Genomic DNA, 12,641 nt, shown 5'->3' with positions numbered 1-12,641 from the left:
CCCTCTAGGTTATGTATGTACTATCAACACTACTACATTCGACAAAAATATCGATATTCCTTTTCTTTTTTCATAAAACAAAGAAGCCTTCTTAAGCTAGAAGGCTTCTACTTATTCAGATTCTGTTGGCACGTAATCATTTGCAAAGTGACCAAGTTTTTTCAATAGCTCAATGGCTTGATCCTTCTCATCAGCGGACAGTGCAGATAAAATTTCGTGAATACGCTGCTCGTGGCTTGGGAAAATGCTCTCGATAAAGGCTTTTCCTTTATCGGTGATTTCCGCATACGTCACGCGGCGATCACTCGGACAAGCAACGCGTGCGAGATATTCCTTTTTCTCTAATTTATCAATCACGTACGTGATGCTTCCGCTAGCTAAAAGAATTTTACCTCCGATTTGTTGAAGAGGTTGTCTTCCTTTATGGTATAAAAGCTCTAATACAGCAAATTCGGTTGGGTTTAAGCCATGATTTTGAATGAGCTTGTGTACATGGTCATTAATAGCGCGATGTGCTCTTGAAAGTACAATAAACAGCTTCAATGATTGATCTAATTCTTCCCTTGTAGCTTCCTTATTCATAGACATCTTTTCCCTCTTTTTAACATTTTCGTTCTTGATTCATTTATCTTGACTTCGAGATAATTATACTAAAATTGTATGTTGTTGTCAAACAGTATACCCTATCATATCACCATATTCACGTATTTTATTTCTTAAGTAGACACGCATCAGCGTACATTCATTTCCATATTCTTTCTTCGTCTAGGAAGTATTCTCTAATTTTGCTATAATATACCCTAGAACGACGTTTAATAGAGGCGGTTTATAATAGCATGACCACATATTCTTCAGAATTTAAGCTAAAAAACATTTGTTTATTTCTCGTAATGGTTCTTATTCCTTCTATTGTACTCAGCTTGCTTTTCGTACAATTTCGATATTATCAATTTCAGCAAGATCATCGTCGCGTCGCAGAATCGACTGCACGATTACATAAAAACAATCTAGATCGCTTTATCGGAGATACGAGAACAAGCATTGAAACCATTGCCATGACAATCAGGCCCATCACACAGGACAGTAAAGATTTAGAGCGACGTGATGATATTACCAATACCCTTCATCAATTGCATAGAAAAGATGAGCGCTTGTCAGGTCTTTATTACGTTGATATGCAGGGAGATATGTTTCTCGGTTCTCATCCTTTATCTAAAATCATCAATGTCTATGACCGTGACTTTTTCCAAGACGTCATCAAACAGAAGCAAACGGCTATTTCAGATGCTTATTATGGACGTTTGACGGGGCGTTACATCGTTACGATGGCGACACCTGTTCAAAACGAGAAGCAGCAAATTGGAGGTATTTTACTCGCCACTCTGCGGCTTGATTATTTGAAAAAGTTGACGAAGCAAGCAAGTCCATCTGATAAAGTACAGCTGTATGGAAAAAATCAAATTTTAATTTTTGATACGAATCATGACGTGGAGTACGATGATAGCAGCTTCACCTATACAATGAAGCTTGATCAAGCGCCTTGGACGCTAGTCGTAACGGTTCCTGCTGTATCAGATGCCCAAATTACGCACTGGTTTATTTATTCGATGTTCCTTTCATTAATTATCACCACCGTTTTATTCTTGCTTTTAAACCTTTGGCGGACGAAACGACAAAATGAGCGGGAACGAGCCGCAAACGAAGCACAAAAGCTCGAATTAATCGGAACGCTTGCTGCAGGTACAGCACACGAAATTCGTAATCCCCTCACTGGTATTAAGGGGCTTGTGACACTGCTAAGCGAAACACATACAAACGAAAAAGATCAGTATTATTTCTCCGTCATTCAGACTGAGATTGATCGGATCAACCAAATTGTCAGCGAGTTTTTAATTTTAGGAAAGCCCACTGCTCAAAACTTGCAAACGTGTGATATAAGAGAGATTATTACCGAATCATTGCCCATCATCGAATCCGAAGCAAACATGCAAGGTATTCAAGTAAAAGTTGATCTACCACCTACCGCATTGCTTATTTCATGCGAACAAAACCAAATCAAGCAGGTTTTATTGAATCTTGCAAAAAATGCCCTGGACTCAATGCAGGAAAATGGCCAATTAACAATTTCCTCTATTAAAGACGGAAAGTATTGTGTTCTATCTATTACGGACAATGGAACAGGCATCTCAAAAGAAGTATTGCCAAAGTTATTTACTCCTTTTTTCACTATGAAGGAAACAGGAACAGGACTAGGTCTTATTGTCTGTAAACGAATTATCGAAATGCATGCGGGAACAATAGCTATATCTAGCGAACTGAACGTCGGTACAACCGTATCCGTTACGCTTCCCCTCGTCAAGTAACGAAGGAAGGTCATCTTCTTTGCTTTTTTTCGATTGTTTGCGATAATAAAATTACGTCTTCATAATATGTAAGGGTCAGGTCCTCACTTTTATAGAAGTGGGGTTTTACCGTTTCATTGCCCCAAAAATAATGAGATAAAGGAGAATAGTATGAGTCAGAAACATCTTATTTTTAATTCATCCATCGGTTCTCAAAAACCTGAGACCATTGTTAACAGACAAAACTCCTGTCCTTTTTGTGACGTGGAGCACTTGACCGACATTTTGGACCAAGAAGGCTCTATTATCTTCTTAAAAAATAAATACCCTGTATTAGAGGATACGTTTCAAACGGTTATTATTGAAACGGACGATTGTTCCTCAGAGCTGTCTGAATATCCGAAAGAGCATCTTCATACGTTAATTTCTTTTGGTATGAAACATTGGTTTGAAATGATGAATAGCGGTGAATTCAAATCGGTCATGTTTTATAAAAATCACGGCCCGATGTCAGGAGGGTCTTTGCGACATCCTCATATGCAGATTGTAGGGTTAAAAAAGTTAGACGCACATGCAGATATTTTGCTGGAGAATTTTGAAGGAGTAACGATTGATCAAGAAAGCGGAGTGGAATTTACCCTTTCTAGCAAGCCACGAATGGGCTTCTTTGAGTTTAACGTTCGTCTATCTGATCAGGAAAAACTCTCAAAGATGGCCGACTACATTCAAATTGCTGCTCACTATGTGTTAAATCATTTTCATCGTAGCTGCACAAGCTATAACTTATTCTTTTACTATTTACAAGGAGACGTTTACGCGAAAATTGTGCCGCGCTTTGCCACTTCACCTCTGTTCGTAGGCTATGGTATTCCTCAAGTCTCGAATAAAATTGGAGATGTGGCTTTAAAAGTAAAAGAACTTTATTTGTCGTAACCTACAGCTTTTGGCTTCTGATTCTCTGTAAACTCGTCCACAATAAATTTTTGAAGGACGAGTTTAACAGGAGGATATCAAAATGATCATTTATATCGTCACGGTCCTAATTTAGTTTATTATTTTTGCAATGCAAAGTTTTTTTGAAAAAATGAGAAAAGGGGTCGTTTTTCTTCCTTTTTCGATAAGTGCTTTTGATATTTATTTAAAAGTAGATCTAATTCCTGGCTACATCTCAACGTTTCACAGCTCGTGAACCCTTGTACCTCCGCGATGTCCATCATCTTTTTGCGTTTTTGGACAATCTCTAAAAATAACGCCTCAGCTTCACACTGATTTTGGATTTGCAACGCGACTTCCTCCTTTTAACGAAAAAAATCTCTACTAACGTAGTATTACAAATTCTACTAAATATGTAAATAGAGTCGCAATAATAGACATTTTTTTTAACGTTTTTTTTAAGGTTTTGTAAACTTACTGCTATGTTTGTCTTTATATCTGTACAATTCCCGTATTTCTCCCATATTCCCTGCTACAAATCTTGCATTTTTTCCGACAAAAACAGAGGTCTTTCAACAAATCCTGAAAAACTTATTAAGCACACTATTATAATAGAGATTGTAAAACTTTAACATAAGTAAAAGAAACTAAATATAAGAGGCCCATAACTAGGAAAAAAGTAGAGAGGTCCCTCCCTACTTACTTCTTAATCTTATTGGTCGCCACCTGGATAGCGTCCCAGACGCCGGCATATGGAGGGGCATAACAAAGATCCAAATACGTCATTTCATCTGCGGTCATTTCATTGTAAATACCCGCGACAAGGGTATCAATACGCTGCGCTACTCCCGCTCCCCCAACAATTTGTGCCCCTATTATCACGTGACTTTCTTTGTTAAAAAGGAGTTTAATGGTCAGCTCCTCTGTTCCAGGGTAATAGGATGCTCCGTTATTGGCCGTTATGGTTTCTGTTTCGTAGGGGATGTTCGCTTCCTTTGCTTCCTTTTCCGATAAACCTGTCTTCGCTACTGTGAGATCTAGAATCTTTACGATGTTTGTTCCTAACACCCCTTGAAAAGCATGACGCTTCCCGTGGATGTTTTCAGCGATCAGGCGTCCTTGTTTATTCGCAATCGTACCGAGGGCAATATGTACTCGTTTTTTCAACAGGCGATGATAGCTTGTCGCACAATCTCCTCCAGCGTAGATAAACGGAAGATTTGTTTCCATATATTCATTTGTAAGAATCGCTCCGTTCTCTAAACATTCAATTCCGGATCCTTTTAAAAAGGTCGTGTTAGGACGGATACCCACATTCACAATCACCGCATCTGTTTGGTAGGTGTTCGTTTTTGTTTCAACGGCTACAACATCTCCGTTATGTTGTGTCAACGACGTTACTTCTTCTCCAAGACAAAACTCAATGCCATGCTCCTCTTTAAGGTGAGACTGAACCAAATGTGCGATATCCTCGTCATATACTGTAAGAACATGGTCGTGCACATCGATTACTCGAACATGCTTTCCGAGCGTTTTCATCGTTTCGACTAATTCCATGCCAATATATCCACCGCCAATAATCGTTACGTCCTTTGCAGGCGTCTTCTCAAAAAAAGCTTTCATATGTATAGCGTCCTGTAACGTTTTTAACGTAAAGACATTGCTCGCTTCTTCCCTATAAAATGGTGGTTGAATAGCTGAAGCACCCGTAGCTAGAACGAGATGATCATAGTTAACGTCCCGTTCTAATCCATCCGTATGATTAACAACTCTAATTTTTTTCTCCTCTGGAGATAGCGCTACTGCTTCATGACGTAAATAAACGTTGATGCCTTGCTTTTCAAATTCTTCTTTTGTTCTTGCTACTAGACGATCACTCGAAGAAATGGTTCCAGCTATATAATAAGGCAATCCACATGCCCCGTATGAAATATCTTCTCCCTTTTCAAACACGATAATTTCCGTCTCTTCTTCTAACCGACGCAGCTTTGAAGCAGCGCTCATTCCAGCAGCAACGCCTCCAATTATAACCACACGTTTCATCAATACATCCCTACCTTTCTGTCGTTACTATACCCTACAAGTATTTCCTTATAACAAAAAAGGAATCAACCAGTAAAAATGATTGATTCCTTTTCAGACCGTTATTTAGAGCGGTAATAGGTAATGGCTAATGCGCCTGCTAAAACAGCACCCTTTATAATATCCTGTGCATAATACGGAACGTTCAGCATCGTTAAGCCGTTTAGCAACACCCCGATTAAAATTGAACCAAACAACGTTCCAACGACATTCGGCTTTCCTGCACCAAATACCGAAAAACCGATATAAGAGGCTGCAACAGCATCCATTAAAAAGGATGATCCTGCGTTCACTTCACCTACCCCAATTCGCGCAGCTAGTACAACGCCCCCGATACCTGCAAAAAGAGCAGACAGCACATACGCATACATGCGATAACGGTTAACTGGAACACCAGATAGCCTTGCTGCTTCCATATTTCCACCTGTTACATAAAAGAAGCGCCCGTGTTTTGTATAGCGGAAAAACAGGTGTGCAACGAGTACCGCCACAAGCATAATGATAACAGGAATCGGAATTCCCACTACCTCCCCCTGACCGATTTTCAAGAAGGACGGAATAAAGATACCCGGTGCTCTCCCGCCCTCTTCTAAAGGCATGTTCGTGTAGATCGCAGACCCTTTTGTATAGGTAAGCAAAACGCCTTGTACGATAAACATCATCGAGAGCGTAGCTAAAATATCCGGGATTTTCACTTTAACGACTAAAAAAGCATTTACAAGACCTACTACTAGCGTCGCCACAATGGGAATCGCCACCGCCACAAAGATTTCTTGACGATGAAACACGAGCATTGAGGCGGACAACGTCGTCGCTAACCCTGCCGTTGAACCAACGGACAAATCGAGTCCGTTAATCGTTAGGGAAATGGTCACGCCAATCGCAATGAGCGTCACAATTGAAATAGAACGTAAAATGTCACTCAAGTTAGCGGTTGTGAGAAACGTTGGCGATAAAATGGAGAAAATGACGATCGTTAGTAAAATCGTGACGACCGTGCCATATTTATAAAGAAAATCAAATGCGGTACCCTTTTTTTGCTTTAAACGAACAGGCTCCTTGTTTTCAATCGCTTGACTATTCATGGTTTACTTCCCTCCTGCCGCATAATAAAATAAGTTTTCATGCGTAGCTTCTTCTTTTGTTAATTCTTTGACGATTTGGCCGTCGTACATGACGTAAATTCGATCTGCGACACCTAATAACTCATTAAATTCACAGGTAGCATACAGCACACCTTTTTTTCGTTTTGCCAAACCTTGAATAAGTTCAAAAATGTCTTGCTTTGATCCGACGTCTACTCCCTTTGTCGGTTCATCAAACAGATAAATATCGGCATCTCTAAGCAACCACTTTCCAATTGCTACTTTCTGTTGATTTCCCCCGCTTAACGTACCAACCGCTTGCTTAGTAGAATTGGTTTTAATGCCTACCTGCTGAATGATTGTATTCGCCTCTCGCTCTTCTCGTCTCCGCTTAACAAATGAATAATTCGTAAAGCGCTGTAGACTTGGTAGCGTTAAATTTGAAGAAATCGACTCCTCTACCAAAATACCTTCTTTTCGACGTTCTTCTGGAACAAGGGCAATTCCTTGTTCAATGTAGTAGTGGGGTTTGGTCGTAAGTCGTAGCTTTTTACCTCTCATGTGTATGGAACCTTTTACCTGCCGGTGAAGGCCGAAGAGGCTCCGGCATAATTCCGTTTTCCCTGCCCCGACGAGTCCTGCAATGCCGACAACCTCACCTTCACGAACTTGTAATGAAACATCCTTTACTTTATCCTGCCATGATAGTTTTTGCACACGTAACAGATCTTCTCCGATTTCTATGCTGGCTTTTGCTATTTCTTCTGAAAACGTTTTTCCGAGCATTGACGTAATCACGTCATTGACCGAAGTGTCCTTCGTACGAACAGTTGTAACCCATTCTCCATCTCGAAGAACCGTAATACGATCTGCGATTTCAAACACTTCTTGCAGTCGATGGGAAATATAAATCACACCTACTCCCGTTTCTGTAAGATGCTGAATAACTTGAAACAGCTGTTTTGTTTCTTCTATACTAAGCGGTGCAGTCGGCTCATCTAAAATAAGATAAGCGGCTCTTCCAATAATCGCTCTTGCAATAAGCACCTGCTGCTTTTCTGAAAGAGTTAGTGTTGATACGTCTTTTTTTACGTCAATTGAAGACCCTAGCATCTGTAGCGCTTCTTTTGCTTTTTGCTCGGTTTTCCTCCAATTCAACAAGCGATCTCCGTCCTTTGAAGCTTGCACGTCTAATAAAATATTCTCTGCCACGGTTAAAGACGGGACGAGCGCCACATCCACTTCTTGATGAACGATTTGAATACCTTCTCGCTTCGCATCTGCCGGTGAATGAATGGAAAGATGTTTGTCCCCAAGACGAATTTCGCCCTCGTACCCATCATGAGCACCACATAAAATTTTCATTAGCGTACTTTTCCCTGCTCCGTTCGCTCCTAGAAGGGCATGAACTTCGCCTTGTTTCACATCAAAGCTCACTTTCTTGAGAGCTTGAAAACTACCAAAATGCTTGGAGATATGCTGCATGTTCAGCTGACCGGTCATAGCGGTTCCCTCCTTTTTCTCTTCATACACGAGTTGTTTACTGATCGTTTTTATTCCAATCCTTCACGTATTGTCCGAGCTGATCCATGTTAATCGTTTCGTTCGGAAGCTGATCTTGCGTAACTAGAACTGGATCAAATGAATAATAACGAGGAATGTTTTTTCCTGAGAGTTTATCAATTAAAAGATTTAGCTGTTTTTCACCTACCGCTGCAGGGTTCGCTGCGGCTGAAGCTTTCCACGGACTGTTGGCTTGCTGCATCATTTGCAAATCTTCATCAGATAAATCAATGCCGTATACTTTAATCTCATCACGCCCCGCTTCTTTGATGGCACGCGTCGCTCCTTTCGCAAACTCATCCCATGGTGCCCATACAGCTTTAATATCACCCTTGTTTGGATAGCGCTTTAGGATCGCTTCCATCTTATTTTGCGTGTCTAATGACGTATTTTCTGTCGCGTTTCCAAACCTCGCCACTTCTTTTAAACCAGGATAGCGATGCATCATTAAGTTATACACTTGATTTCGCTTTTCCATCGGAGCAAATCCTCCAACAAAGATATACACGATGTTTCCTTCACCGTTCAGATCCTGTGCCATTTGCTTTAATCCCATCAGAGCCATCATATAGTCATCTTGGTCAACGGTCGTTACGCCTGGGACATTTAGCTCTACATCAAATGCGACGACTGGAATTCCTGCCTTAATCGCTCTCTTTACGCCAGGCTGAAGTGTCTCTGTTCGACCGTGCTTAATCAAAATTCCGTCCACGTGTTCATTAATGGCTGTGTCTAAATAAGAAGCCATCTTCGACTGATCATTGTTTGCATCGGAAATGCTTAAGTCTACTCCTGCTTTTTTTGCACCTTGTTTGACACCATTTATGTATTGAGCCGCATGAGTACCTGTTGTGAATTCAGCAATCAGGGCGATTTTTAACTTTCCATTTTTTTTGACGGTCTTCTTAACAGGCGTCGTGTTCGTTTTCGTTACAGTCTTTGGTTGAGAAGTAGCAGCTACGATCGGCTGACCGTCACTACCTAACGGTGGCTGCTCTTTCACACAACCCGCTAACGCTAAAAGCAACACGCACGTAAAAACGAATAGTCCCACTAGTTTTCGTTTCATAATGATCCTCCTTATTATAGTAATTCGATCAAAATACTATGTTTTAGTATTAGACAATAGAAAAGATACGCCTCACCTCTTGTTATGGCCCCTTCAATCAACCTATAACAAGGCGATGTTTCGTATCTTTTTACTTCCCATTGTCTATCCGTTTGTTATGCGTAAATCGGTACCCATCCTTCTGTTGTCACAAAGATACGCACGGCTACGACTTTACGATCTTCCATCAGCGTAAAATAATGTCTTGTGTTTTCCGGAACCGAAATTAAATCTCCTGGCTCTAGTTCTACATCAAAAAACTGACCATTCTGTGCTTGAATGACGAAAATACCATGACCACTTACAATGAATCGAACCTCATCATCTTCGTGGTGATGTTCACGCTGGAAGTTTGTAAGAAGCTCATCTAGGTTTGGTGTGGAATCAGATAGTGAGATAATATCTTGAGCCTGGTAACCACGGCGAGCGGAAATATCTTTAATTTCTTCATTAAATACCTGTAAAATCTCTTCTTTTTGTTCATCCGTTAGGTCAAAGTTTTCACGAAGAGCGTTTGGAAGCTTGTTAATATCCCAATGCTCGTAAATTACCTCTTCGTTTGTTAGGAATGTTTCTACCTGTTGTTGATCTGTGATACGCTCATTTGTTTCATGTAATCGAATAACTGCCATGTTTCTTCCTCCTAATGGTTAATGTCTATTAATTAGTTTGAAAATCACGCTGTGCAAGACGCAATTTCAAATGATAGCTAAACAAAAATTCATACGCCTCTAAAAATTTCTTAGCTTCAAACGCCGTTCGTCCCCACACGGTAATACCATGATTGCGAATTAATACGGCACCTTGATCACCGTGAATGTGTGGAGCAAACTCTTCAGCTAAACGCGGTATGTCCGCATAATTCGGAATAATCGGAACTTTGATGATGGCATCTTCCTCCCAAAGACCGAGTGCTTTAATGATCTCTTGACCTTGAAAGACAACCTGACCTTCATCTCCATATAGCTCTGAAATTAAGTTGTTATCAATCGTATGAACGTGCAAGCCACAGCCTGCTTGTGTGCGTTCGTAGATTTTCACATGAAGAAGCGTTTCTGCAGACGGTTTTAAATCCGTCTCCTCCGCAGGATTTCCCCCGCCGTCTACTAATAAAAAGTCCTCACTCGTCCGCTTTCGCTTATCCTTGCCGCTTGCCGTTACCCAAAAGGTCGTAGGCTGAGAGCCTACACGAATGGAAAGATTTCCACTCGTGCCCATAAACCAATCTCGGTCCGCTAGTTCTTCTTTTACGTCTGCTAGCTCATGCCAGCGCTTCACTAGTAAACTCATACGCGCACCTCTAGAAGCTCTTGAACATGATTTTTCACGTCATGGAAAGTCGCAAACGGACGATAAGGGATGGAAAGCTCCTCACATTTCTCAATTAAAAAGTCGCGGGCAATAACAGCATCAGCAAGCTTCGCAGCCTGTAGATCTGTAATGGAATCCCCAATGACCACTTTAAAGTCATCACTGTGAGCCAAACGACGAAGAAGGGATGGTTTACAGCAGCCACAGCCGTTGTCGCAATGTTCATCACAGTCATGAGGCCATGTAATGCGAATTCTTTCCCCGCTAAAATCGGACCCGTTACAGTAAATAGAAGACGGCTCAACTAATCCATCAAGAAGCGGCTCGACAAAGAAATCGATGCCTCCGCTTACGATATACAGCGGAAGCCCCTTCTCCTTCGCAAAAGCCACAAACTCCTGAAAACCTTCACGAATTTCTGCTTTTTGGAGTAAAAATTCAATGATTTCGTTCTTCAATGAAGACGGAAGAAGAGAAAACATCTTTCCTACTCCTTCTTGCACTGAAACGCGCTGTGCAAGAACGTCATCTTTAATGGCGTTCCATTCTGGTGGAGCAAATTGTTTCATGATAGCAATAATGTTATCTGTATTGGTGATCGTCCCATCAAAATCGCAAAACAGGATGAGATTTCTCATGCGTGCACCTCCACCGTTCCCCATAAATCAAGGGCTTTCTTCAAGGCGTCTGATGTGTCGGCTGCCTGGCGTAAATCAATGCCCTTCAAGGATGCGTCCACAGCGGCACGGAATGCCTGACCTCCCCCAACAGCTCCGTCGGGATGACCATGAACACCGCCGCCGGCATTAATAACTGAATCAATACCAAAGTCACGAACTAAAAGTGGAACAAGTCCAGGATGAATACCTGCTGATGGAACTGGGAACGAGCGCTTCACGTAGTGATTCGGAGTCGTAAGTTCCGTCCCGATGCTAATGGCTTCTTCAAACGGTAAAGCCACACTTCCGTACGGTGATGGAAATAGGGAGAAGTCCGCACCTGTTAGGCGAAGAAGCTTTCCTAAAAGTAATCCATGAGAAAATCCATAAAACTCAGAAGGCGTCAGCGCTCCGCTCACAGCGGGATGAGCCATCAGTGGAATGCCAATTTCATCATCTTCACGTAGTGCTTGAAGAACATCGAGTCCGTAAGCAAATACGTTAAATAATAATGCATCCGCCCCTAGCTCTGCCGCTCGCTTCGCTTTTTCTTTTAAATCGTATGTACGTCCTGTTAAATTAACCGCATAAAGCGTACGGTGACCCGTTTCCTCGTAAACTCCGTCTAAAATCGCTTTTCCAGTTGTGACGCGTTTTTCAAATGGCGTTAAGTCGCTATCGAATAAAATTTCATCATCCTTCACAAGATCGACTCCACCAAGGGCCTGCTCGCGCAGCTGGGTTCCTAGATAATTGAGATCACGCCCGATAACACCTTTGAAAATGCTCATGACGAGCGGTCGATCAGACACGTTTGTTAAACGGCGAATACCGTCAATTCCAAAACGTGGCCCAGGAAATGCTTGTAATAAGTCCGTTGAAAAGTCCAAGTCAATTAATTTCACTTTTCCATCTAGCGATAATTTTCCGAAAACCGTTGTTAAAATAGCAGGTAGATCGCGAGAAAAGTTTGCGGCCGGATACGCAATTTTAACAATTGCCTGCTTTAGCTGTTCCCCTGCGTATTGATTTACGCGATTGCACGTCTCTAATTCAGAAATGGAGACGACGCGTCCTTTATGCTTTTTAAGCTGTTCTTGTTCTAGTAGAGGTAAATTAGTCCATGAACCTACTGTTAAACCAAGGGCAATTCCCTCTGCTTTTTTTTCAAAATCCCCTGAAGAATCATGAATTAAATAACTTGCGATGACTTCACTCATGTCGTAAAACTCCTTTCAAACACTACCAAAAAAAAGCGCCCCTTCTAAATTATAAGAAGAGGCGCTCTTGTACTCTTCTTATCTGTCAGCAATATGCTGCAAGATTTAGCACCGTGCTTAATAAGTCTATTAAGTCGGTTGCCGGGCTTCATAGGGCTAGTCCCTCCACCTGCTCTTGATAAGATAGTGTCATATCTATTTAGTAAACTACGTTTCTAATAAACGAATACGTGTTAATGTTTTTGAATTATTTACCTGCTTGGTTCGCATGTAATTTGGATTATGACAGCATTATTAAAAATTGTCAATACCGTATCTTTAAAATTTTTAGCGTTTTT

The 12,641-nt window shown here is 41.3% G+C and carries 12 protein-coding genes and 1 riboswitch; of the genes, 2 read left to right on the top strand and 10 right to left on the bottom strand.

The genetic code is table 11. From position 1 onward, the window contains the following. Positions 1-111: 111 nt before the first annotated feature. On the bottom strand, positions 112-582 hold the full coding sequence (locus tag IE339_RS05010) for a MarR family winged helix-turn-helix transcriptional regulator (protein WP_242176118.1): 471 nt from the start codon (positions 580-582) through the stop codon (positions 112-114). Between the two features lie 254 nt (positions 583-836). Here IE339_RS05010 and IE339_RS05005 point away from each other — a divergent pair, with 254 nt between their 5' ends. Together IE339_RS05005 and IE339_RS05000 are read left to right on the top strand one after the other, a co-directional pair. Next, positions 837-2,363 (top strand): ATP-binding protein, encoded by a 1,527-nt coding sequence (locus IE339_RS05005; RefSeq protein ID WP_242174125.1) that lies wholly within the window; start codon positions 837-839, stop codon positions 2,361-2,363. Between the two features lie 150 nt (positions 2,364-2,513). Beyond that, the gene (locus IE339_RS05000; protein ID WP_242174122.1) at positions 2,514-3,275 is read left to right on the top strand and encodes a DUF4931 domain-containing protein; all 762 of its coding nucleotides are present in this window, start codon (positions 2,514-2,516) and stop codon (positions 3,273-3,275) included. A 119-nt stretch (positions 3,276-3,394) separates the two neighbouring features. Here the strand turns inward: IE339_RS05000 and IE339_RS04995 are convergent, their stop codons facing one another. The 9 genes from IE339_RS04995 to mtnW all read right to left on the bottom strand — a co-directional run bounded on the left by IE339_RS04995 (position 3,395) and on the right by mtnW (position 12,303). After that, positions 3,395-3,625, bottom strand: coding sequence for an aspartyl-phosphate phosphatase Spo0E family protein (locus IE339_RS04995; RefSeq protein WP_242174119.1), 231 nt, complete (start codon positions 3,623-3,625; stop codon positions 3,395-3,397). Between the two features lie 349 nt (positions 3,626-3,974). Then, complete coding sequence (locus IE339_RS04990) at positions 3,975-5,318, bottom strand: CoA-disulfide reductase (RefSeq protein WP_242174116.1); 1,344 nt, start codon at positions 5,316-5,318, stop codon at positions 3,975-3,977. Positions 5,319-5,419: 101 nt separating this feature from the next. After that, complete coding sequence (locus IE339_RS04985) at positions 5,420-6,442, bottom strand: ABC transporter permease (RefSeq protein WP_242174113.1); 1,023 nt, start codon at positions 6,440-6,442, stop codon at positions 5,420-5,422. A gap of 3 nt (positions 6,443-6,445) precedes the next feature. Further along, entirely contained in the window at positions 6,446-7,945 is a 1,500-nt protein-coding gene (locus IE339_RS04980) for a sugar ABC transporter ATP-binding protein (RefSeq protein ID WP_242174110.1), read from the bottom strand. 37 nt (positions 7,946-7,982) lie between these two features. Further along, positions 7,983-9,074: a sugar ABC transporter substrate-binding protein gene (locus IE339_RS04975; RefSeq protein WP_242174108.1), complete on the bottom strand. Its 1,092-nt coding sequence runs from the start codon at positions 9,072-9,074 to the stop codon at positions 7,983-7,985. A 155-nt stretch (positions 9,075-9,229) separates the two neighbouring features. Further along, on the bottom strand, positions 9,230-9,745 hold the full coding sequence (locus IE339_RS04970; RefSeq protein WP_242174106.1) for a 1,2-dihydroxy-3-keto-5-methylthiopentene dioxygenase: 516 nt from the start codon (positions 9,743-9,745) through the stop codon (positions 9,230-9,232). Between the two features lie 28 nt (positions 9,746-9,773). After that, positions 9,774-10,403 (bottom strand): methylthioribulose 1-phosphate dehydratase, encoded by a 630-nt coding sequence (locus tag IE339_RS04965; protein ID WP_242174104.1) that lies wholly within the window; start codon positions 10,401-10,403, stop codon positions 9,774-9,776. Further along, positions 10,400-11,062, bottom strand: a complete 663-nt coding sequence (locus tag IE339_RS04960) for a 2-hydroxy-3-keto-5-methylthiopentenyl-1-phosphate phosphatase (protein ID WP_242174102.1) — start codon at positions 11,060-11,062, stop codon at positions 10,400-10,402. Before IE339_RS04960 ends, IE339_RS04965 begins: the two co-directional genes overlap by 4 nt. Then, positions 11,059-12,303 (bottom strand): 2,3-diketo-5-methylthiopentyl-1-phosphate enolase, encoded by a 1,245-nt coding sequence (mtnW, locus tag IE339_RS04955; protein ID WP_242174100.1) that lies wholly within the window; start codon positions 12,301-12,303, stop codon positions 11,059-11,061. The genes IE339_RS04960 and mtnW overlap by 4 nt, the downstream gene beginning before the upstream one ends. A 75-nt stretch (positions 12,304-12,378) precedes the next feature. Further along, a riboswitch (SAM riboswitch) is annotated at positions 12,379-12,488 on the bottom strand. Between the last annotated feature and the right edge of the window lie 153 nt (positions 12,489-12,641).

The organism is Priestia koreensis (assembly GCF_022646885.1).
Taxonomy (GTDB): Bacteria; Bacillota; Bacilli; order Bacillales; family Bacillaceae_H; genus Bacillus_AG; species Bacillus_AG koreensis_A.
The sequence above is the reverse complement of the archived record's forward strand: the minus strand, read 5'-3'. Positions and strand labels throughout refer to the sequence as shown.

What these genes read in the sequence shown, in the direction of transcription:
- IE339_RS05010 (WP_242176118.1), bottom strand. Translation starts at nt 582, where the DNA reads ATGAATAAGGAAGCTACAAGGGAAGAATTAGATCAATCATTGAAGCTG.
- IE339_RS05005 (WP_242174125.1), top strand. Translation starts at nt 837, where the DNA reads ATGACCACATATTCTTCAGAATTTAAGCTAAAAAACATTTGTTTATTT.
- IE339_RS05000 (WP_242174122.1), top strand. Translation starts at nt 2,514, where the DNA reads ATGAGTCAGAAACATCTTATTTTTAATTCATCCATCGGTTCTCAAAAA.
- IE339_RS04990 (WP_242174116.1), bottom strand. Translation starts at nt 5,318, where the DNA reads ATGAAACGTGTGGTTATAATTGGAGGCGTTGCTGCTGGAATGAGCGCT.
- IE339_RS04985 (WP_242174113.1), bottom strand. Translation starts at nt 6,442, where the DNA reads ATGAATAGTCAAGCGATTGAAAACAAGGAGCCTGTTCGTTTAAAGCAA.
- IE339_RS04980 (WP_242174110.1), bottom strand. Translation starts at nt 7,945, where the DNA reads ATGACCGGTCAGCTGAACATGCAGCATATCTCCAAGCATTTTGGTAGT.
- IE339_RS04975 (WP_242174108.1), bottom strand. Translation starts at nt 9,074, where the DNA reads ATGAAACGAAAACTAGTGGGACTATTCGTTTTTACGTGCGTGTTGCTT.
- IE339_RS04970 (WP_242174106.1), bottom strand. Translation starts at nt 9,745, where the DNA reads ATGGCAGTTATTCGATTACATGAAACAAATGAGCGTATCACAGATCAA.
- IE339_RS04965 (WP_242174104.1), bottom strand. Translation starts at nt 10,403, where the DNA reads ATGAGTTTACTAGTGAAGCGCTGGCATGAGCTAGCAGACGTAAAAGAA.
- IE339_RS04960 (WP_242174102.1), bottom strand. Translation starts at nt 11,062, where the DNA reads ATGAGAAATCTCATCCTGTTTTGCGATTTTGATGGGACGATCACCAAT.
- mtnW (WP_242174100.1), bottom strand. Translation starts at nt 12,303, where the DNA reads ATGAGTGAAGTCATCGCAAGTTATTTAATTCATGATTCTTCAGGGGAT.